Source organism: Kitasatospora viridis, assembly GCF_007829815.1.
Classification (GTDB): Bacteria; Actinomycetota; Actinomycetes; order Streptomycetales; family Streptomycetaceae; genus Kitasatospora; species Kitasatospora viridis.
Genome location: NZ_VIWT01000001.1, coordinates 5,050,357 through 5,071,374, shown reverse-complemented (window position 1 = coordinate 5,071,374; position 21,018 = coordinate 5,050,357). Strand labels below are relative to the sequence as shown.

The following is a 21,018-nucleotide window of genomic DNA, read 5'->3' as shown; positions in this document are numbered from 1 at the left end:
GCGTGCGTCGTCTTGGCGGACCGGGTACGGCGCACATCTCGTCCGGGGCGGGCCCGGACGGGCCGCCTCGGCGATCATAGGCGCCGCCCGTCCGCTCCGCAGCGGTCGAGCGGGGAGCGCCGGTCACCGGGGAGCGCGGCCGACGACAGCCGGGAGACCGATCCGATCAACCGTCAGATCCGATGCCGTCCTTGCGATTTGGTCCGCCGGCGGTCGCCCCTCGACGCCGGCCCCACGGCGACGTCGCGCCCTGCCGCGCACCCGCCTGCTTTCCGATCCGCTCGAATCACCCGGAAACGCAATCCGACAGACCATCAGGAACACCTTTACCGTCCATGGTCGCGGTATCGCCACCCGCTCCGCCGAAATCGGCTCCACCAGTCGACGGCTACCCATACGCTCCATGTTCCTATACGATTCAGCTGCCCGCCGCCTCGGTATGCTAAAGCTGCCCGACCGGCGGATTCGCAAGATGAGTGACGTTGTACACATGGGGGGCTGTCTTGACGACAGAAGCTGCTGTCGTGCCAGTGGACGACTGGTCTGCCGTCGAACTCGACCGGGCGCTTCCGGAGCAGCCCTGCGTCATGGGCGGGAACATATCGGCGCAATCACTTCTGAACGCCTACCGGAATGGCTTCTACCCGCTTCCGACCGATGATCCGGACACCGCCGAGGAGAACGAGGTCAGGTATTCCGACCTGGTGGATTCCGGGAACATCAGGATCATGCCGACCGAGCACCCGCTGGGGCCCTACGCGACGCGCTGGTGGAATCCGGACAGCCGTCCGGTGATCGCGCCGAACGAGGCGCACCTGTCGAAGACCCTGCGGCGCCTGCTCCGCAACACCTACGACTGGACCACCACGGCCGACACGGCGTTCGCCCAGGTGGTCGACGCCTGTGCAGCCGAACGTCAACCACCGTGGCTGACGGGGTCGTTGAAGACAGCACTGCTGGAGCTTCACGAGCAGGGCTGGGCCCACAGCGTCGAGGTGTGGTCCGGCGCGGAACTCATCGCCGGCGTGTTCGGCATCGCCTTCGGTTCGGTGTTCAGCATCGACTCGACGTTCCACACCGTGAACGACGCCGGGAAAATCGCTTTCGCGGATGCCCAGGACCGCCTCTCCGGGAATCCTGGCGTGCTGCTCGACCTGCAATGGCCCCAGCATTATCTCGGCAGCCTCGGCGCACATTGGAAGAGCCGCACGGAATACCTGGGAACGGTCGGCGACATCGACGCGCGAGTGGCTTTCTCCACCGACCGCCGACCGGCCGCACGACTGGCCCCTGCCGCCGTTTCCGTGCCGCGTTCCAAGCAGTCCGGCAAGAACTAGTGGGCGGCTTGACGGCCGAAACTCGCCGCGGCCTTCCGGGCCGCTGCCCACACACCATCCCCTGGAGACGCAAGTGAGTTCCACCCTGGCCTCGGAAGATGCCTGGACATCCCTGGTCCTGACTTCGGCAGAACAGCACCCGGACACCGTTTGCCTGGAATTCGCGGGCACCTCCCTGACGTTCCGCGAGTTCGTCGACCAGGCCCGGTCACTGGCCGCCCGACTCGACGACACGGGCATTCGCAGCGGGGACCGGGTGCTGCTGCTCGCCGATCGCGGTCTCGTGCCGTCGATCGGCGTGCTCGGCGCCGTGCTGGCCGGCGCCGTGGTGGTGCCGGTGGATCCGGCGCTGCCGCGCGAGCAACTGCGGTGGCGGGTGACCGACGCCGCCGTCCGGGCTGCGGTGGTGGACACCGCGAACGCGACCGACGCGCTGCTCGCCGAGCTGGCCGTGCCGACGGTCGAGGTGGTTCCCGGCGTCGTGCCGGCGCACGACCCGGTCCCCGCGCACCGGTCGGCACCGGGCCCGGAGAACCCGGCGTACGTCATCTACACCTCCGGATCCACCGGGCGCCCCAAGGGAGTCGAGGTGGCGCACGGGGCCCTGGCGACCATGACCCGGGTGCACGGCGACCTGCTGTTCCGCGAGGGCGACGGCGAACGCCGGCTCGACCGGGTCGCGTTCAACAACCCGATCTCGGCCGACGCGTTCTTCGCCGACCTGGCGGCCCTGGCCGCCGGGCGAACCGGCGTGGTGGTGGACGACGCCACCCGTCGCGACCCGGAGGCGATGGCCGACTGGCTGGTGCACCACCGGATCGACGTCCTCGACGCCACTCCGACCCAGGTGCAGAGCATGCTGCTGGCCGGCCGGGCCGAGGCCGTCGCCGGGCTCGGGCTGCTGGTGCTCGGCGGCGAGGCCGTGTCGGCCCAGCTGTGGCAGCGGCTGCGGGACATCCCGGGGCCGCGGATCCTCAACATGTACGGACCCACCGAGTGCACCGTCGACGTGACCTGGGCGGATCTGCGGGCCGACGGCGAGCGGCCGGTGATCGGGCGGGCCGTGCCCGGCACCGAGCTGTTCCTGGCCGACGACCGGCTGCGCCCGGTCGCCGCCGGCGAGCAGGGTGAACTGCTCGTCGCCGGAGCCCAGTTGGCCCTTGGCTACCTGAACAACCCGGAGCAGACGGCATCCCGCTTCGTCTCCTACACCCCCGCCGACGGCATCCCGCGCCGGGTGTACCGGACCGGCGACCGCGCCAGCATCGACGAGCGCGGACTGCTCGGGTTCCACGGCCGCCTGGACGAGCAGGTCCAGGTCAGCGGGTACCGGGTGGAACTCAACGAGGTGACCGTGGCGTTGGAGGCCGCGCCGGGCGTGGCTCAGGCCTGCGTCTTCCCCGTCACCGACGCCCTCGGTGCCACCGTGCTGCACGCCGGTGTGGTCCTGGAGCGGTCCGGCGCGCCGCTGGATGCGGTCGAGGGCCACCTGCGGGAGCAGTTGCCCGCTGCCGCCCGGCCGCGCCTGCACGTCGTGCCCCAGCTGCCGCTGGGTCCGACCGGCAAGGCCGACCGGGCCGCGGTCCGCGCGATGATCGACCCGTCCGAGCCCGCCGGACCCGTCCGGGCGGCGGCGACCGGGCTGCCGGCGACCACGGCGGACCGCCTGGGCGCACTGTGGCAGCAAGTGCTCGGCCTGGAGTCGGTCGGACCCCGGGACAGCTTCTTCGGCCTCGGCGGAGACTCGCTGACCGCGACCAAACTGACGGTGCAGGTGCGCCGCGAGTTCGGGGTCAAGGTCTCGGTGAAGGCCATCTTCGAGGCCGACTCGCTGACCGACTACGCGTCCGCGGTCGAGGCGCTGGTGACCGCCTCGGGCTGAGGAACGCACCGGAGGGGGCCCGCCCGCGGTCAGCGGGCGGGCCCCCTCGGTCCGGGTCGACGGCCGACGCACGGTCAGGCCGACTGCCCGGCCGGCTCGGGCACCCCGGGTGCCCGGTCCTCGGTCGGCTCCTCGGTCGGCTCCTCGGTCTCGATCCGGCGGATGGTGCGGATGCTCGGCACCAGCAGCACCAGAGCGGTCACCACCACCAGCATGACCGCCGCCCCGGTGAGGGTCGTCACCACGCCGAAGGTCGAGGACAGCGCGGCCGCGAGCACGAAGGAGAGCGGGTTCATCGCCACCGAGCCGAGCCAGTCGTAGGAGGAGACCCGGGACATCGCCTCCTCCGGCACGTGCTGTTGCAACGTCAGCTTCCACAGCAGGTCGGGGTAGGTCTGCGCGATGCCGGCCAGCAGCGCGGTCAGCAGGACCAGCACCAGCGGGGCCCGCACGGCGACCAGCAGCACCATCGGCACCAGCCCCACCTGCACCGCGGTGCTCACCAGCATGGGCCGCCGGGGCTTCCAGACGAAGCCGAGCAACCCGCCGAGCGCGCTGCCGATGCTGACCGCGGTCAGCACGGCGGCCCAGCCGCCGGCGCCGCCGAAGCTCTGCTTGGCCACTGCCGGTCCGAGGACCACGAAACTGGAGTAGAGCACCTGCCAGGCCGCGCAGGCCAGGATGGTCGACCAGATCCAGCTTCGGGTGCTGACCTCGGTCCAGCCCTGCCGGAGCTCGGTGAGGAAGCCCGGCTCGGCCGCGTCGCCGTCCTGCCGGGCGGGGCGGGGACGGAGCACGATGCCGGAGCAGAACAGCGCGCTGAGCGCGAACGAGGCGGCGTCCGCCGCCAGGCACCAGCCCGGACCGACCGTGCCGATCAGCACTGCCGCGACCAGCGGGCCGACGGCGGCCAGCGCCGTGTTGGTGGTCGACAGCAGCGAGTTGGACTCCTGCAGCCGTGACGGCTTGGCCGTCAGCACGGTCAGTCCGCTCGACGCCGGGGAGAAGAGGCCGCTCGCGGCCCCGGAGACCACCTGGGTGGCGGCGATGAACCAGAGGTTCGTCCACCCCGCCAGGATGGCCGCGGCCAGCGCGCCCTGGGACACCACCCGGACCAGGTCGGCCAGCGCCATCAGCCGGTTGCGCGGGTACTTGTCCGCCCAGACACCCGCGAACAGCAGCAGCGTGATCATGGCGATCGAGCCGGCTGTGAGCACCACGCCGAGGTCCGCCGCGCTGCCGCCCCTGTCGAGGATCGCGAAGGACAGACCGATCGGGGCCATCGCGGTGCCGAAGGCGGAGACCGCCCTGGCGAGGTACTGGCGGCGGAACGACCGCTCGCCCAGCACCTCGGTCAGCAGGATGCGCACCTTCATGACGCCGTGAACCCCCCCTCGATCAGCCGCATCGACTCGGCCAGCGGGCGCGACGGCTCGTCGAGCAGCAGGCGCAGCGCGTCCAGGTAGGCCCGGCCCAGCGCGTCGGCCGCCTCCGGCGGGTACTCGCTGTCCAGGTGCAGCACGTGCAGGTGGCCGCCGGTGGCGTCCCGGGTGATCCAGAACTGGATCCCGTAGGTGTCCACCTCCTCCTCCTGCTCGCGGATCGCCACCGTGGTGCCGGCCAGTTCCAGGCCGGCCCCCCAGTCCTCACCGGACATGAAGTAGACGATCGGCAGCGGCCGTGCCTGTGCCGACCCCTCGGTCCAGATCTGCCGCCGCAGGTAGCCGGCCGGGAGCCCCGCGTGCATGATCGCCTCGGCGACGGCCTCCTGGGTGGTGTCGGCGAACTCGGCGAAGGTCTGGGCGCGGTCGACGTCGGTGCTGGGGAACATCCCGCAGGCGTACCAGCCGACCGTGGCCAGCTGGGTGTCGTCCATCCGGTTGAGGAACGTGCTGTTGACGGTCACTCGGTCGAGTCCGGTCAGCGTCGCCACCAGGACGTTCAGCGCGGCCAGGCCCACGCTGTACTCCGTCAGCCGCTCGGCGTGGGCGAACCGGTTGATCCCCCGCGCCAGCTCGGTGCCGATCGGGAACTGCCGGCAGCGGGACTCCACCGCCGGATCGGCCGTCTGCTCCCGCCGCTCGCCGCCGCGGTGACCGGGCAGCGCGATGGAGGAGGCGGCCGGGCCGGTGCCGAGGACCGCGCGCCAGTGGTCCACGGCCTCCGCCCACTCACCGGCCGCGATCTCCTGCCGCTGCTGCTCGGCCCACTCCAGGAAGGCGTTCTCGGTCCGCGCCCCGGCCGGGCCGTCGACGACCCCGGGGCCGGTGGCGTAGGCCGCCGACAGGTCCCGCAGGAACAGGTCCAGGGCGTAGCCGTCGGCGATCACGTGGTCGAAGGTGAAGACCAGCACATGGGATCCGGCGCCGGTCCGGACCACCAGCAGCCGGAACAACGGCGCGGCCGACCGGTCGAGCGGGCGGCGCGACTCGGCGTCGATCAGCCGGTCCAGCTCGGTCCCGGGGTCCGCGCCGGCGTCCGCGGCGAGCTCGACCACCCGCAGCGGCACCGGCGCCGTCTCGTGGACGAGCGCCCACACGCCGTCGGACCCCACCTCGAACGAGGTGCGCAGCGCCGAGTGCCGCGCGACGACCCGGGCCAGCGCGTCCCGCAGCCGTTCGAGGTCCAGCGGGCCGGCGACCGTGTAGGTGGCGTTGAACATCCGCGGCGCCTCGTCGGGCCGCCCGTGGCAGCGCTCCAGCTCCAGCTGCTGGGAGAGGGCCGCCGGGCCGCGGTGCAGCACCGCGGCCCGGCGTGTGGCTGCCGTCACGAGCTCAGCGCCGAGAGGTTGGCCGTCACCTTGGCGACCGCGGCGGCGATGGACTCGATCTGCTCGGGGTCGGCCAGCAGCGCCGCGTGGTGGAAGTTCAGCACCGTCCGCTGGGTCCGCTCGGTGACCGGCAGGTCGACCTCGCGCCGGTCGATCCGGGCGAGGTGCTCCTCGCTGATCGCGAACCGGGGGCGGGTGCGCGGGCCGTACAGCGGCGTCCGGTACAGCGGCGGGTACGGCGGCTTGATCGGGAAGCCGAGCTCGGCGGTGAGCGCGCCGGCGATCACCCGCAGCTCGACCCGCTCGGTCACCTCCGGGTCCAGGGCCACGCAGTAGGCGTAGTAGGAGCGGCGGTCGGTGCCCTCCGAGGTCTGCTGCGGCCGGTGGCCCAGCTCGGTCAGCAGTGCGTCGAGCCGGGCCGCGTTCCGCGCCCGGGTCCGGTTCTCCGCGTCCAGCGAGTCGAGCTGTTCCAGCAGGACCGCAGCCTGGAACTCCGACAGGCACCGGTTGCTGCCCATCAGTTCGGCGGTGTTGACCAGCTCCATCTCGCCGTAGCCCGGGGTGCTGGGGGCGAAGGCGCGGCCGTCGGCGCGCAGCAGCTCCATGCGCCGGGCGAGCTCGGGGTCGTTGGTGATCGCCGCGCCGCCCTCCCCTGCGGTGAGCAGCTTGCTGTGCTGCATGCTGAAGGCACCGACCTCGCCCCAGGTCCCGATGCCGCGACCGCGGTAGACCGCGCCGTGCGCCTGGGCCGCGTCCTCGATCAGCGCCAGCCCGTGCTTGTCGGCGACCGCGCGCAGCGCCCGCAGGTCCGCCAGCGCGCTGTACAGGTGGACCACCACGATGGCCTTGGTACGGCTGGTGACGGCCGCCTCGACGGCCACCGGGTCCAGGCAGTAGGTGTCCGGGTCGATGTCGACGAAGACCGGCACCGCGTTGACGCCCACCACGGTCGACACGTTGGCCGCCCAGGAGATGCCGGGGATGATGACCTCGTCACCGGCGCCCACACCGCAGGCCTCCAGTGCCACCATCAGGCTGGCGGTGCCGCTGGCCGTCGGGACGCAGTGCCGGGCACCGGCGTAGTCGGCGAAGGCGCGGGCGAACCGGCGCTCGTAGGCCTCCTGCTCGCGGTACGGGCCGGAGACCGCCCACCGGCCCGAGTGCAGCACGTCGTCCAGTGCCTTCAGGGCGCCGGCGGCCGGCCGGGGCCAGATCGGCCAGTCACGGGTGTTCGTCCTGGGTCCGCCCAGGATGGCCAGCTGTTCGGTCATGCTTGCTCAACTCCGTTCTCGTTCGGCTTGCTCGGGGCGGACGGCGGCACGGTGTCGCTCAGGTCGACGGTCCGTTCCCGGTCACCCTCCAAAGTCAGGTCCACCAGCGTCTTGATCTGCTCCCCGGGGCCCTCGCCGGCGCCGGTCGCGATCCGGTTCATCACCGCGGCGGCCCGTTGCAGGGAGACCACCCGAGTGATCGTCTTGGCGAAGACCTCCTGGTGCTCCAGCAGCAACTGCTGCGCCCGCAGGAGGTGTTCGGCGTTGGAGCCGCGGTGGCCGGTGAGCAGCGGGCCCCCTGCGTCCGGTCCGGCCGGTTGCAGGGCGGGTGGGACCGGTCGGCCGCAGACGTTGCGCCGCCGCACCTCGCCGAGGTCCGTGCCGGGGCAGCGGTGGTGCCGGTCGCCGGGGCCGAAGCCGCCGAAGAGGTCGATCACACCGCCCGGCCCGACCAGCTCGAACGCGGTCTCCAGGGCGTGCTGGGCGCCCTCCCGGGGGACGCAGACGAAGGCGCAGTCGGCACCGCCGTGCGGAAGCCGGGAGCCCGTGCCGAAGCGCAGCGGCAGGCCCTCCGCGAGGCCGAGGGCCCGCAGGTGCTCCGCCCGTTCGGCACGGCGGTGGAGGATCTCCACCTCGACACCGGCCACGGCGCCGGCCAGGCCGACCAGCAACCCGGCCGTCCCGGCTCCGAGCACGACCGCCCGCCCGGGGGCGGTCCGGGTCCTGACGATGTCCCAGGCGTACACCGCCGTCGCCAGCGGCTCGACCAGGCAGGAGAGGTCGAGCGGCAGCCCGGGCAGCGCGGGCAGCAGACCGGCCTCGGGCAGCGATCCCGGACCGATCGTCAGCTGGTGCTGCATCAGTCCGTCGTAGCTGTGCCCGAGGATGTGGTCCTGGTCGTCCTCGCTGACCGGGTTGAAGACGACGTGGCGCGACTGCCCGGTCGTCGGGTCGGTCAGTTCGCCGAGCCCCTCGTGCCCGAGCACGTCGGCGCTGTCCGGTCTGATCCGTCGGGCGATCTGGCGGTCCGTCCCGCAGATGCCGGTGCGCAGGACGCGCGCCCGGAGCGCGCCGTCCTCGGCGTCGTACTCCCGGCGGACGACCCGGAAGTCCAGGCCGTCGCGCACCAGGGCCTCAGACGTAGGCATGGGCGCTCTCCACCGCGGTGAGCTCCTGGAGCTCCTGCCAGGCCGCGACCACCTCGTCGCGGGTGACGTCCTGCAGGAAGTCGGCGCGGCCGAATCCCACCGGGACCACGAAGTTCTGGGCACCGTCGCGGTGCCGCACCGAGTCCTCGAAGCCCGCCCAGAGCAGATCGGCGGTGGCCCACGGGACGGTGACCGGCAGACCGTACGCCTGCAGCAGCCACAGGATCCGGTCGCGCAGGGCCGCGGGGACCAGGCCCCGTCCGGCGGCGAGCACGGTGCACAGCGCCATGTCGACGGCCACCGCCTCGCCGTGCAACAACTCGCTGTCCGCGGCCAGTTCGAGCGCCGGGCTGAAGGTGTGGCCGAAGTCGACCAGCCGCCGCAGGTCCTTCTCCAGCAGGTTCGGCTCCAGCTCGCGCAGCATGCCCTCGACCGACTTGACGATGATCTCCCGGCCGGGCGCGGTCAGCAGTCGCTCGCGCAGCAGCTGTCCGGGGTCGGCGGCGAGCAGTTCGAAGAGTTCGGGGTCGCCGACCAACGCCATCTTGATGATCTCGGCGACGCCGTTGGCGAGGTGCCGCATCGGCACGGTGGAGAGCAGCCCGGTGTCGATCACGGTCCAGCTCGCCGGGTAGTAGGTGCCCAGGCGGTTCTTGTGGCCGTGCGCGTTGACCGCGGTCTTGGCGCCGACGGCCGCGTCCACCATGCCGATCAGCGTGGACGGCACCCGCACGTACGGCGTGCCGCGCCGGTAGACGCTCGCGGCCAGGCCCACGATGTCGGTCAGCACCCCGCCGCCGATCGCCACGATCGGGGCCGAGCGACGGACGATCTTCGCCGCGTCCGCCTCGGCGGCGATCCGCAGCACCGCCTCGACGCTCTTGTGCTCCTCCACCGCGTCGATGGTGACGATCCGCGCCCGGGGCGCGTGCGCCCGGGCGTACGCGCGGATCCGGTCACCCCAGTGCGCGTGCATCCCCTCGTCGACCACCAGCAGCTGGTTCGCGTCGGCGGACATGCCGGCGAGTTCCGCCAGGGTCCGGTTCTCCGGATCGAATATTCCCTGGGTGGTCCGGATCGAGTATTCGAAGACGTGGCGGTAGCGGACGTCCCAGGACACAATTCCCCCCAATAAGAAGTACGCGCGGACAGCCGTCCGCAATTCGTTTCGTGACAGGATTGGGCGGCGGAATCACTTCCGCCGCGTTTCAATCGCCGATCCGCAGGGCGTGGAGGCCCGCTCCGACGAGCGCCTCCACACCGGGACGGGAACTGATCAGGATCCGCTCCCCGAAATATCCGGGATCGGCCGCGGACACCAGGTACAGCGGGTCCTTGTCGAGATTTCGCAGCAGGCTTTCCCGGTAAAGCCGGCCGAAGGCGTGCACCACCCCGCCCATGAGGACCGTTCGGGCGACCGTCGGATCGAGGGTCGCCTGGGCGAGCAGCAGCCGGGCCAGCGGCGCGGTGCAGGCGTCCAGCAGCTCCAGGGCGGGGCCGTCGCCCGCCGCACAGCCGGCCGCGAGCTCCGGCACCGTGCGGTAGCGGTCGAGTTCGGCGGCGAGCGGCTCCCGCAGGATCCGCTCGATCCCCCGCCCGGACGCGAAGGCACTGGTGTGGTTGGCGACTCCGCAGTCGCACGCGAGGTCGAGGGCCGCACCACGCCACTCGAACCGGGCCGGCAGGTGGCCGATCTCGCCCTGCAGGCCGTGGACGGCGTCCAGCGGGATGTGGCCGGTCACGGGGTCGATCGTCCGGTAGGCGATGCCGGTGCTGACCGTGAGCGCGGCCAGCCGGGACCCGGTCGGCCAGTCCTCGCCCAGCAGCGAGACCGCCTGCGCCGAGACGTCGTTGAGGACCGCCCAGGAGAACCGCGGGGCGCCGGCGGTCAGCAGCTCCGCCAGCGGCAGCGGCCAGCGGCCCGGCCCCCACAGAGGGGCGCTGGCCAGCACCAGACCGCTGGAGCCGTTCATCGCGGCCCCGAGGGAGACTCCGACCCGGTCGAACACGTGACGGGTGCGGTAAGCCTCGGCGGTCTCCACGAGATACCGGACCAGCGCCCGCTGGAGTTGCGGGACGTCACTCCCGTCGACTCCCCTGCGCGGCGCCGGGCGCTGCCGTACGTCGGTCAGCCGGTCACCATCGAGGATTCCGCTGCGGAACCAGGTCCCGCCCAGGTCGAAAACCAGCGCGACGGAACCTCCCGCAGAATTGTCCACCGCATTTTCCGGATTTGCTCCGGCAGGCCGGCAGAACTCCGTTGGAATGTTTTCCCGCCCCACCAGCAAACCCTACCCCTGTGAGTCCATCGTCGCCGTTGGCACGAGCATCCCCCCGCACCGGAATTGGCGTCCGATCTTGATCGCACCGGAACGGTAGCAGACCGCCTGCAGGCGATCCGTGCGAAAACCGCGGACCCCCGGGGCGGGGTTTCGCCTGAGAACGGCGGCAGTCGGCGCTATTGACGGCTTATGGGCGATTCGGCAGCATTGCTCCGACGTCGCCGCAAGTACACCGAATGCGCGGGAACAGCCGACTCGGTGCGCCGCGCCCGCCTGACTGACGGTCACTTCCGGGCTGCGCCGGGCTGATTGGCGGCACTGCTCACGAGCGACGAGCGGCCCACGACACCCCGCGGCCGACCGGGGCCGCGACCAGGCAGGACAGGGGCCGACCTCGACGTGTGCATCCCGTGAGATGCACATCACACCTACTCGATGAAGATGAAGGAAGATCGAACAGCACCCTGATCACCGGTGAACTGATCGTGTGGGACTAGTGACGAACGGGCCGACGGGCACCGGTGCGCCCGCCGGCCCGAACGCCGATCAGATCCCTTGTCTCCCGGCCGGCTCGTGCGCCTCGGGAACGGAGCCGTTCAGTCGAGCGGGCGGACTCCGGTCGCGACCAGGGCGGCGACCGGGAGGGCGACCAGGCCCTCGGGGGTGGCGTAGCGGGTGACCAGGCGGTCGTAGGCGGCGCGGATCCGGGTCAGGGTGGCGGCGTCCTGGCCTTCGAGCACGGCGGAGGTGAGGACGGTGCCCGCGAGGACGTCCTGCCACCAGCGGGCCGGGTCGACGTGGTGCGGCCAGTCGGCCCGGGTGACCCGGACGTCGGTGAGGCCGGCGTCGGTCAGCAGGGCGGTGAAGGCCTCGGGGTCGGCGTGCCGGGCGAACGGCGAGCTGCCGGGGAGGTGGGCCGGGGGCGCCGCGCCGGCCTCGGCAACCGCGTCGAAGAAGAGGCCCTGGGCACGGTTGTCCGCCAGGGCGGCCCAGCAGGACAGCAGCACCCGGCCACCCGGGCGGACCACCCGCGCGAGGTCGCGGGCGGCGGCCGGCGGGTCGGGCACGTGGTTGATCACGAACGCGCCGACGGCCGCGTCGAACCCGGCGTCACCGAAGGGCAGGCCGGGCAGTTCGGCGCGGAGCACCTTGGCGGCGGGCAGCGCCTCGGCGGCGACGTCCACCATCTGCGCGACGGCGTCGGTGGCCACCACCTCCGCGCCCCGGGAGAGCGCCAGGGCGGACAACCGCCCGCTGCCGCAGCCGACTTCCAGCATGCGGACGCCCGGGCCGACCCCGGCCGCGTCGAGCAGCGCCGGGTGCAGGGCGGCGGTCATCGCGCCGAAGCCCTCGTCGTAGGTGCGGCTGCGGCGGGCCCAACCGCTCCGTTCGAACTCCGCGAAACGTTCGTCCATGACCGGAGACTGCCAGAGACGGGGCGCCGAGCGGCGCCCCGTCTCAGCCTCCGATCATCCGGTCGGCGTCCCTGACCCCAGAGGATCTGACCTCAGAGGATCCGGCCCCAGAGGAGCCGGCTCAGAGGATCTGGATGCGGGTGACCTTCGGCGGGCGGTTCGGGTAGGTGATGTCGGTCCAGCGGTTGACCCGGACCGAGTCGCCGTTGGCGTCGGAGTAGACCAGGTCGTTGTTGCCCGTGGAGATCTCGTCCACCCACCAGCCGCCGAAGTCGGTCGTCCCGGCGTTGGCGTAGCAGTCCACGCTGTCCCGGCCGTCGAGGTGCGAATGGATCTTCAGGAGATCGTTCCGATTACCGTCACAGGCGACGTGGTCGATGGCGTAAGCACTGCTCGGCGCACTGACCGTGAGCGCGGCAGCGGCGGCGAGCGCCACCGCCATCGAACAACCGGCCTTCAGGCTCTTCGAGATCACAGGATCCTCCGATGGGCGGACAGGTATGACGGACCGCCGATGGATGACGGCCCGTCAACACGTGGCGACGGTAAGAAGGGCGTGCAGCTCGTCGGACCCCCGAGTGGCCGACCGCACACCGAACGACCCCTCACGGCCGCGCCTTTCGAAGCCGCCACCGGAGGACCCGTGCACCAAAAGTAGCGATCTGTGTCCCTCGTCCGGCCGCAACACTCCGACTGCGAACCGTGCCGCCCGAGCATCACCCGTTCGTGGACGGCCGCTCCTCGGGCGCGGGCGCTCCGAACCAGTGGGCCAGCGCCCGCCGCAGCCCGGACGCCCGGTGGTCCGCCGCGCCCGCCAGCCAGGCGGCATGCCCGTCCGGGCGCAGCAGCAGGGCACCGAGCTCCGGCTGCCCGGGGCAGGTCGCCGTGACGGTGTCCACCCGGTCCGCCCATCCGGCCGCCGCCTCACGAACGGCGGTGCGGTCGGCCAGGTCGAGCAGCAGGCCTCGCCCGGTAGCCAGCAACTCGGCCACGCTCTCGGCTCCTTGACCGGTGTTCAGCGACAGGTCGGGTGCCAGCCGACCGAGCCACGGGTGGTCGGCAGCGGCCCCGATCTCGTTCGGCATCTCGTAGCGGGTGTCGAGGCCGGTGAGCGTCTCGGTCAGGGCCCGGTTGCCCGCCGGGTGGCGGGCGACGCGGGTGAGCAGGTCGACGAGCGGCCCGAGCCGCCCGTCGGCGGCGGCAGCGCCGAGCAGCACCTGGGCCCGGGTGTTGGCCAGCACGTGCGCGCCGGCGGGGTGGCGCTCGGCGTGGTAGCTGTCGAGCAGGTGGGCCGGTGCAGTGCCGCGCACCGTGGCGGCGAGCTTCCAGCCGAGGTTGAACGCGTCGTCCAGGGCGAGGTTGACGCCGATCGCCCCGGCCGGCGGGTGGATGTGCGCGGCGTCCCCGGCGAGCACGACCCTGCCCCGGACGTACTCGGCCGCCTGCCGGGCGGCGTCGCCGTACCGGCTCAGCCAGCGCACCGCGCGCAGTTCGAGGGGGTGGCCGAGCGCGTCGGCGAGGGCGGCCCGGAACAGCTCCGGGGTGACCGGGCCGTCCTGGTCGGCCGGTGGCCGCCGGTCGGCGGTGAGGATCCTGACGTACCCGGTGCGGGGTATGACGACGACCGTCCCGCTCGGGCCGGTGGTCGCGCCGAACGGCAGCGCCGCCGGGTCGGCGAGCTCGACGTCGCCGAGCAGCCAGTGGCCCGTCGCCGCGGTGCCGGGGAAGTCGATGCCGGCCTGTTTGCGGACGGTGCTGCGGCCGCCGTCGCAACCGACCAGGTAGGCCGCCCGGATGCGGTACTCCTCGCCGCCGGCGGTGGCGACGGTGGCGGTGACGGCGTCGAAGTCCGCTTCCAGGGCGCGCAGTTCGTGCCCGCGCCGGAGGTCGGCGCCCAGCGCGCCGGCCTGTTCCTCCAGGAGCTCCTCGACCCGGGTCTGCGGGATGCCCAGCGAGTAGGGGTGGTCGGTGTGCGTGCCCGCCAGGGTGAGCGTCACCGGCAGGCCGGAGGACGCGGCGTGCGGCACCTGCCAGCCCTCGCTGACGAACCGATCGGCGAGTCCGCGCCGGGCCAGCAGGTCCAGGGCGCGGGCGTTGAGGTTGAAGCCCCGGCAGAACTCCGGCCGCTGCGAGTGGCGTTCGAGCAGGACGGTCTCGATGCCGGCGAGCCGGAGTTCGGCGGCGAGTAAGAGTCCGGCCGGGCCGGCTCCGACGATCAGCACCTCGGTCATGGGGTCCCCTGTCTGTGGCCCGTGAGTCGTATAGTCGAAAACGACTATACGACATGGACTATTGGACGGGTCGTGACCGTCCGGGCTTGCACCTCACGCGACGTCAGGAGGCATCGTGGGCGCATGACCACAGAACAGACCTGGAAGGTCGGCGCCCTCGCCGAGGCGAGCGGCCTGACCGTGCGCACGCTCCACCACTGGGACCAGATCGGGCTGCTCAGCCCGTCCCGCCGCACCCCCGCCGGCCACCGCGAGTACACCGAGCAGGACCTGGTCCGCCTCTACCAGGTGCTCGCACTGCGCCGGCTCGGCCTCGGCCTGGAGACCGTCGCGACCTGCCTGGACGCCGGGGTCGACCCGGTCCGCCTGGTGGGCGAGCACCTGGCCGGCATCGAGACCGCCCTCGCCGGGCTCAACACCCTGCGGCAGCGGCTGGCCCACGTGCACGCCGAACTCACCGCCGCCCGCGCCCCGCAGGCCGCCACCCTGATCGGGGTGCTGCAAGCCATGCACGGCACCGACCCGGCCGCGGAGGCCGTGCTCCGCCGGCACGCCACCGGCGACCAACTGCGCGCCCTGCAGGAGCGGGTGGCCGCGCTCGGGCCGGCCGCACACTACCTGCTGGAGGTGGAGTGGCCGGAGCTCTACCGCCGCGCCGAGGCCCTGCGGGTGGCCGGCACCGACCCCGGCGCGCCGCAGGTGCAGCGGATCGTCGCCAGGTTGGACGAGCTCAGCGCCACCTTCAACGGCGGCGACCGGAGCCTGTCGGAGGCCGTGCAGACCGCCTGGCGCGAGGAGCCGGCCGTGCTCTGCGATGATCCGGCCGTCCCGGCGGAGGGCTGGCCGGACGTAACCGCCTACCTGGAGCGCGCCCGGACTCTGGGGACGTCCTCGTGAGCGCCGAAGTGGGCCCCGACGCGAGCCCCGGGCTGAGCCCCGAGTCGAGCCCCGCCATGAGCCCCGAAGCCCGCCGCCGGGTCGCGGTGGCCGCCGCGCTGCCCGTCCTCGTCGTCGGCCTGCCGGTGCTGGTCGCGCTCGCGGTGGCCGGGCTGGTCCCCTGGGCCACCGCCCCGGCCGTCCTGGTGGCCGCGGCGCTGTGGAGCCTGGTCGTCCACGCCCGGCTGGGCCGGGGGTGACGCACCCGCCGTCACGGCAGCAGACGGTCCGGGGCGGGGATCCGGGTGAGCGGCTCGCCGCCGGTGGCGTCGGCGGTCACGCGGGGGTCCACACGGCGAACCACTGCTCGGCGCCGTAGTCCTCGAACCGCTCCACCTCGGTGAAGCCGAGCTTCGTCGCCACCCGGATCGAACTCGCGTGCACGGCCTGGGTGGAGAGCACCACGGGCTCCCCCGGCCGCACGCCGGCGAACCAGTCGAGCACCGCCGCGCACGCCTCCGAGGCGAAGCCCTGCCCCCACGCCCGCGGCAGGAACAGGTAGCCGAGCTCGGTCTCGCCGCCCTCCGGCCGGATGTGGCCGAGCCGCTCCGGGTCGCGCGGGTCGAGCGTGATCACCCCGATCATCGCGCCGTCCAGCTCGACCGCGAACGCCCCGAACCGCCGCCCGGGCACCTCGGGCATCGCCCGCTCCAGCTCCTCGCGCGGCCGGGCGCCGCCGATGTGCGCGCCCACCTCCGGCGAGGAGAACAGCTCGACGAACGCCGGCCGGTCGCGTGCCTCGGTCTGGCGCAGCACCAGCCGCCCGGTCCGGATCGGGGCGGGCGGCCAGGCGTCGGTGGCGAGTTCGGTCATGACGGGCAAGCTACCGCACGCGCGTCGTGCACGACCCGCTCGCGGCGGCCCGCACGCGTTCCCGGGCACGCGTTGCCCGTTGGTCGGCCCCGGCTGCCCGGCAGTCCTGCCGACTCTGTCCGCACGGCCCTGTTCCCGCCGGCCCGGGCGGGATATGCAAGATCCGGCAACACGCACCCGAACCACAGGAGACACCCGTGCCCGCACACGACCACGGCCAAACAGCCGAGCCGCGGACGGCCGGGCCGACGCCCTCCCGTGCCGCCGCCCGCACGTCGGTGCCGGGCCTGACGTCCCCTCAGGGCCTGCTCGCCCTCCAGGCGTCCGTCGGGAACGCCGCCGCCGTGCAGCTGGCCCGTCGGGCCGGCCTGCTGGCGGCCCGGGAGCAGCACCAGCACGATGCCGGGTGCGGCCACCCCGCCACTGCGGCGGTCCAGCGCTCCGCGGTCCACGACGTGCTGCGCACCAGCGGCCGCCCGCTGGACCACGGGACCCGCACCGACATGGAGGCCCGGCTCGGCGCGGACTTCTCCAACGTCCGCGTCCACGACGACAGCGCCGCCAAGGCGTCCGCGGCCGAGGTCGGCGCCCGCGCCTACACCAGCGGCAGCCACGTGGTCATCGGTGCCGGCGGCGGCGACAAGCACACCCTCGCCCACGAGCTCACCCACGTCATCCAGCAGCGCACCGGGCCGGTCGCGGGCACCGACAACGGGAACGGCCTCAGCGTCTCCGACCCCTCGGACCGGTTCGAACGGGAGGCCGAGGCCAACGCGACCCGGGTGATGAGCGGCCCGGCGCCGGAGCACCCGGTCCAGACCGCCCCGGCGACGGGCGCCGCTCAGGAGGCGGCACCGGCGGTCCAGCGGGCCAGCAGCACCGTCAAGGAGCAGGCGGTGGTGAGCCGTTACCAGCCGTCGAAGCAGGGCAGCCTGCCGATCACGGACCTCCCCATCGAGCGTCCTCGCCAAGTGACCGGCCCCATCCAGCCGACGGGTACCAGCGGCCGGGGCGCGGCACCCGAGCCGCTGTCCGTCACCTCCCTGCAGAGCGCGTACAAGACCGCCCTGAAGAACCACCACCAAGGGGCCGGCACGCGTGCGCCGCGCGGGTCCACGCCGAGCAACGCCGACGTCTGGCGGGACCTGTTCGGCGGGGCCGGCTACGACCGCGGACACATCATGGGGCTGGAGGTGGGCGGCAGCGACGTCACCGAGAACATCGTTCCGCAGTGGTCGCTCAACCAGCAGTCGGGTGAGTGGCGGGACATCGAGAAGCAACTCGTCACGCTGGGCGCCGGGCAGGTCAGGTTCACCCCGCACTACCCGTCGCAGCACGGCAACTACCGCGCGGTGATGATCCCGACGAGGATCGACGTCGACGTCGCCGCGGGCGGCACCACACGGTCCACGCAGTGGCACAACGACCCGAACCTGAACGACTTCTTCCGGTCCGGCCAGGGCCCGGACGACTTGGCGATCTCCTACAACGCCGCCAAGGACCACGTCCGCCCGCAGGGCGGCACCGTGACCGTCGACGAGAACACGATGCACACCATCGCCTCGCTCGCGCAGACGCACGAACGCGCGGTCGCCACCTCCCACGCCGAGTACGTCGAGCAGCAGCGCCTGGGCCAGGCGCCCGGACCCTCCAGCCTGGCCTCGACGATGGCCGCGGCCGGGATGAGCGACGTCGCCAAGGCCGCCCGGGAGAAGCTCATCGCCACGTACATCTCCTGCGGCTGGGTCAGCAAGTCGGGGGCGAACTACACCCTCAAGGATGCGGACATCGACGACTCCGCCTCCGACAGCAGCTCCAGCGAGTCGGAGAGCGGCAGCGAGTCCGACTCCAGCATGCACTCGGCGACGCCGCCCCAGTCCCTGAGCACCCAGGTCCCGTTCTCCCAGATGGACCTGGGCAACAGCTCCGACTCCTACTCCGACGACAGCGACTACATGTCCGACTGAGCCCCCACCCCACCGCCGCCCCGAGGCCGCGCCGGACCATCCCGGCGCGGCCGCCGCGTCAGCACCCGGGCGTGGACGGCACCGGGCTACTGGCGCTGCCCGGCGAAGTGAAGGCCGTGAACCTCTGGTTGTCGGCACCGTTGCCCGGCCAGATCTGCAGCGGGTTCCCCTGCACGAACGCCCGCGGGCCCGGACCTCCCCACACGTCCAGCCACTCCGGCGAGTTCGCGAACGCGGGCTTCAGGCTGAAGGTGCCCGTGTGGTCGCGCTCGCAGACGTCCCACAGCTGGTTGGCGGCATTGCCCCCGCCGCCGGAGTTCCCGTAGCAGGGATAGGCCTGCACCCGGGTACCGGACGCGAACCCGTTGCCTTGGCCGTTGATGACGTCCAGGCAGTCGGGCTCCGATGCGTACTGGGCGAAGACGAAGTACGCCCCCACCCCTGGTCCGCTGGTGGCGTAGGAGGGCATCATGCACCACTGCTGGGCGTTGCTGCCGTTGCCGGGCCACAGCCGCACCGGGGTGGCCTGGGCGGAGTTGGCGGCGTCGAGCCACAGGTCGTTGGCCACCCCGCCGTCGGAGGTGCTGCCGGGCGCGATCCCGAACCAGCCGTACCCGCCCCCGCCACCTGTGCAGAAGGAGTCGGGCGGCGTCGCCGGCCGCAGCGGCCCGGCCCCCTCCGTGTGGCTGGCGGGCGAGGCCGCCGGTGTGCTCGCGTAGCCGGGTGAGGATGCTCCCACCAGGGTGCCGGAGGCGGCGAGGACGAGGCCCGCAGCGACGGCGAGGTTCTTGACGAGGTTCATCGTCTTCCCTTCAAGGGCCAGGCGTGCTCGACCTGGCCGGACATGGGGAACAGCCGTTCAGGAACCGTCAACCGTCAGCGAGGAAGGGGCGGCTCAACCGCGCGTCGCCGGCGCCGGCCGGGCTCGCGCCGATGAGCGGCACGGCGCAGCAGCGCGGGAATGTACGAACAGACACAGTTCCCCCGAGTCAGTGTGTTCGACCGGGCCCAGCGTAGGCGCGAACCCCGGGGCGGTCAGGTCACTTTCCGGCCATCAACTCAGCAGGAACAACGATCAGTTGACGTGGACGTCGATGTCCCTCGCACCGGGCGCCGCTACCGCAGGACCGACTCCAGGAAGTCGCTGCCGATCCGGGACACCACCGAGATGTCCAGTTGGTGCAGCACGTAGCGGCCCCGGCGCTGGGTGACGAGCAGCCCGGCCTTCTTCAGCACGGCGAGGTGGCGGGAGACCTCGGGGGCGGTGATGCCGTAGGCGTCGGCCAGCTCGCTGGTCGAGAACGCGCCGCGCGCGAGGTGGCGGGACAGGTTGCGGCGCATCGGGTGGGTCAGCGCCTCCAGGCGCAGCATCACCGTCTCCACGGACTCGGCGCCGCCGACCTCGTGGCCGGCGACCGGGTACTGGATCACCGGCTGCCAGCCCGGCGCGTAGAGGGCGAAGAAGTGCGGCCAGCCGAAGACGCTCGGCACCAGCGTGACGGCGCTCCCACGGGCGTCCGCCCGGCCCTGCACCAGCTTGTCGACGACGATCCGCCGGCCGCGCTCGTCCTGCTCCAGCCGCAGGCCCGGCGAGGCGGCGGCGAGCGCCTCGGCGAGGCCCTTGCGGCGCAGCAGTTCGGTCTTGTGCCGGGCGTCGGACGCGAGCTGCACCCGGACCCGGCGCCAGGTGTCGGCGAAGAACGCCCGGTCGCAGTCCTCCAGCAGACGGCGGATCCACGCGCGGGTGGCGGTGGGCTCGGCGAGCATCCGCTCGGCGAACGCCGCCTGGCGCGGGCCGCGCGCCGCCGCCAGGTCGAGCGCGCGGCACCGCGACCACTCGTCGACCAGCGGCGAGGGCACGCCCTTGGGGTAGTGGCTGGTGCTGCACGAGATCTCCAGCGCCGAGCCGACGAACTTCTCGTCGTCCATCCGGTCGAGGTCGTCCAGCTCCTCGGCCAGCGTCTCCCGGGGCTGGGCCGGGATCAGGAAGTCCGAACGTGTCGAGCGCCACATGAACTCGGCCTCGTTCAGCCGGTCCGCCAGCTCCGGTTCGAGCGCGGCGGAGGTCGCCGTGGCCCACGCGTGCAGCCGGGGATGGTGAGCGGGCTCGGCCAACGTGTGCAGCGCGTTGCCGAGTTCGGCCAGCGGCGAGGGGCAGAAGGCGATCCGCTCGGGCGGCAGTCCGGTGATGTCGATGGTCACGCTCACCCCCCAATGATGCCGGGTCGGGCTGGGGTGCTGTCATGCCGTTTGACCAGGTCAGTCAATCGACGGGCCGCGCGGGACGCCCCGGGCGCACAGTGGCCGCATGAACGCACTGCAGCAACACCTGTTCGACAGCTACCGGGCCGCCCAGCGGGGCGAGCCGGCCCCGCCCGCGCCCGGCACCCGGGGCATCCGTCTGGGCTTCCGGGAGGTGCTGCGGCGCCTGCGGCAGCGGGCCTGAACCTGCTCACCGCCTACTACGGCGCCCTGTACGCGGACATCCGCCTCGCCGCACCGAGTTCGACGGACGGTCAGAGCAGGTGGTCGGCCTCGCCGGACTTGATGGCGAGGATGAGGGCCCGGAGGGCGTCGCGGGAGTCAGTGATCGCGCGCTCCTCGGCGCCGGCTACGGCGATGTAGGCGTTGCCGGTGGGGTCGGTGCCGAGGCGGAAGCAGGAGTTGCCCTCAGCGCAGAACGGGTCTTCCCACGTGATGTCGGACATGGAGGTGCCTCCACAAGGGTCGGCCGGGGCAGCGAGTGGCTCGCCGCCCCGGCGGAGGGACGACTACAGCAGATGGTCCGCCTTGCCGGCCTTGATGTCGAGGATGAGGGTGCGCAGGGCGTCGTGGGAGTCGGTGATGGCGAGCTCCTCCTGGCCCGCGACCGCGATGTAGGCCTTGCCGTCGGCGTCGGTGCCGAGACGGAAGCAGTTGTTGCCCTCGCCGCAGAACGGGGCTTCCCAGGTGATGTGAGACATGGT

The 21,018-nt window shown here is 72.7% G+C and carries 20 protein-coding genes and 1 riboswitch; of the genes, 6 read left to right on the top strand and 14 right to left on the bottom strand.

The genetic code is table 11. The features are described from left to right. Position 1: 1 nt before the first annotated feature. Positions 2–69, bottom strand: a riboswitch (guanidine-III (ykkC-III) riboswitch). Positions 70–524: 455 nt separating this feature from the next. Continuing rightward, positions 525–1,337 carry a leucyl/phenylalanyl-tRNA--protein transferase gene (locus tag FHX73_RS22880; RefSeq protein ID WP_145906788.1) on the top strand — a complete coding sequence of 271 codons (813 nt, stop codon included), beginning with the start codon at positions 525–527 and terminating at the stop codon, positions 1,335–1,337. A gap of 73 nt (positions 1,338–1,410) precedes the next feature. Then, positions 1,411–3,219, top strand: a complete 1,809-nt coding sequence (locus FHX73_RS22875; RefSeq protein WP_170305003.1) for a non-ribosomal peptide synthetase — start codon at positions 1,411–1,413, stop codon at positions 3,217–3,219. Positions 3,220–3,293: 74 nt separating this feature from the next. On the opposite strand, the gene FHX73_RS22870 is transcribed toward FHX73_RS22875, so the two are convergent. The 9 genes from FHX73_RS22870 to FHX73_RS22830 form a co-directional block, all read right to left on the bottom strand. Continuing rightward, positions 3,294–4,595 carry an MFS transporter gene (locus tag FHX73_RS22870; protein WP_145906786.1) on the bottom strand — a complete coding sequence of 434 codons (1,302 nt, stop codon included), beginning with the start codon at positions 4,593–4,595 and terminating at the stop codon, positions 3,294–3,296. Next, positions 4,592–5,989: a condensation domain-containing protein gene (locus tag FHX73_RS22865; RefSeq protein WP_145906785.1), complete on the bottom strand. Its 1,398-nt coding sequence runs from the start codon at positions 5,987–5,989 to the stop codon at positions 4,592–4,594. Before FHX73_RS22865 ends, FHX73_RS22870 begins: the two co-directional genes overlap by 4 nt. Then, complete coding sequence (locus tag FHX73_RS22860; protein WP_145906784.1) at positions 5,986–7,260, bottom strand: DegT/DnrJ/EryC1/StrS family aminotransferase; 1,275 nt, start codon at positions 7,258–7,260, stop codon at positions 5,986–5,988. The genes FHX73_RS22865 and FHX73_RS22860 overlap by 4 nt, the downstream gene beginning before the upstream one ends. Beyond that, positions 7,257–8,408, bottom strand: a complete 1,152-nt coding sequence (locus tag FHX73_RS22855) for an MDR/zinc-dependent alcohol dehydrogenase-like family protein (protein WP_145906783.1) — start codon at positions 8,406–8,408, stop codon at positions 7,257–7,259. Before FHX73_RS22855 ends, FHX73_RS22860 begins: the two co-directional genes overlap by 4 nt. After that, the gene (locus FHX73_RS22850; RefSeq protein WP_246213664.1) at positions 8,395–9,528 is read right to left on the bottom strand and encodes a sedoheptulose 7-phosphate cyclase; all 1,134 of its coding nucleotides are present in this window, start codon (positions 9,526–9,528) and stop codon (positions 8,395–8,397) included. Before FHX73_RS22850 ends, FHX73_RS22855 begins: the two co-directional genes overlap by 14 nt. A gap of 88 nt (positions 9,529–9,616) precedes the next feature. Further along, a complete protein-coding gene (locus FHX73_RS22845) occupies positions 9,617–10,627 on the bottom strand; it encodes an ROK family protein (RefSeq protein WP_145906782.1) in 1,011 nt (336 codons plus the stop codon). A gap of 659 nt (positions 10,628–11,286) precedes the next feature. Beyond that, complete coding sequence (locus tag FHX73_RS22840) at positions 11,287–12,105, bottom strand: methyltransferase domain-containing protein (protein ID WP_145906781.1); 819 nt, start codon at positions 12,103–12,105, stop codon at positions 11,287–11,289. A 121-nt stretch (positions 12,106–12,226) separates the two neighbouring features. Beyond that, the gene (locus FHX73_RS22835) at positions 12,227–12,580 is read right to left on the bottom strand and encodes a beta/gamma crystallin domain-containing protein (protein WP_145906780.1); all 354 of its coding nucleotides are present in this window, start codon (positions 12,578–12,580) and stop codon (positions 12,227–12,229) included. 241 nt (positions 12,581–12,821) lie between these two features. Further along, a complete protein-coding gene (locus FHX73_RS22830; RefSeq protein WP_145906779.1) occupies positions 12,822–14,336 on the bottom strand; it encodes an FAD-dependent monooxygenase in 1,515 nt (504 codons plus the stop codon). 123 nt (positions 14,337–14,459) lie between these two features. Between FHX73_RS22830 and FHX73_RS22825 the strand changes: the two genes are divergently transcribed. Both FHX73_RS22825 and FHX73_RS22820 read left to right on the top strand, forming a co-directional pair. Beyond that, on the top strand, positions 14,460–15,233 hold the full coding sequence (locus FHX73_RS22825; RefSeq protein ID WP_145906778.1) for a MerR family transcriptional regulator: 774 nt from the start codon (positions 14,460–14,462) through the stop codon (positions 15,231–15,233). Beyond that, a complete protein-coding gene (locus tag FHX73_RS22820; protein ID WP_145906777.1) occupies positions 15,230–15,472 on the top strand; it encodes a hypothetical protein in 243 nt (80 codons plus the stop codon). Before FHX73_RS22825 ends, FHX73_RS22820 begins: the two co-directional genes overlap by 4 nt. 76 nt (positions 15,473–15,548) lie before the next feature. Here the strand turns inward: FHX73_RS22820 and FHX73_RS22815 are convergent, their stop codons facing one another. Beyond that, positions 15,549–16,085, bottom strand: coding sequence for a GNAT family N-acetyltransferase (locus FHX73_RS22815; protein WP_145906776.1), 537 nt, complete (start codon positions 16,083–16,085; stop codon positions 15,549–15,551). Between the two features lie 197 nt (positions 16,086–16,282). On the opposite strand from FHX73_RS22815, the gene FHX73_RS45670 reads away from it, so the two are divergent. Then, positions 16,283–18,052, top strand: a complete 1,770-nt coding sequence (locus FHX73_RS45670; RefSeq protein WP_211786239.1) for an eCIS core domain-containing protein — start codon at positions 16,283–16,285, stop codon at positions 18,050–18,052. A 58-nt stretch (positions 18,053–18,110) separates the two neighbouring features. Here the strand turns inward: FHX73_RS45670 and FHX73_RS22805 are convergent, their stop codons facing one another. After that, complete coding sequence (locus FHX73_RS22805; RefSeq protein ID WP_145906775.1) at positions 18,111–18,854, bottom strand: RICIN domain-containing protein; 744 nt, start codon at positions 18,852–18,854, stop codon at positions 18,111–18,113. A 314-nt stretch (positions 18,855–19,168) separates the two neighbouring features. Further along, positions 19,169–20,260 (bottom strand): DUF5937 family protein, encoded by a 1,092-nt coding sequence (locus FHX73_RS22800; RefSeq protein ID WP_145906774.1) that lies wholly within the window; start codon positions 20,258–20,260, stop codon positions 19,169–19,171. 100 nt (positions 20,261–20,360) lie between these two features. Between FHX73_RS22800 and FHX73_RS44860 the strand changes: the two genes are divergently transcribed. After that, entirely contained in the window at positions 20,361–20,498 is a 138-nt protein-coding gene (locus FHX73_RS44860; protein WP_170304789.1) for a hypothetical protein, read from the top strand. Between the two features lie 70 nt (positions 20,499–20,568). Here FHX73_RS44860 and FHX73_RS22795 read toward each other — a convergent pair whose 3' ends face one another. Together FHX73_RS22795 and FHX73_RS22790 are read right to left on the bottom strand one after the other, a co-directional pair. Further along, a complete protein-coding gene (locus FHX73_RS22795) occupies positions 20,569–20,760 on the bottom strand; it encodes a hypothetical protein (RefSeq protein ID WP_145906773.1) in 192 nt (63 codons plus the stop codon). A 63-nt stretch (positions 20,761–20,823) separates the two neighbouring features. Next, the gene (locus FHX73_RS22790; protein ID WP_145906772.1) at positions 20,824–21,015 is read right to left on the bottom strand and encodes a hypothetical protein; all 192 of its coding nucleotides are present in this window, start codon (positions 21,013–21,015) and stop codon (positions 20,824–20,826) included. Between the last annotated feature and the right edge of the window lie 3 nt (positions 21,016–21,018).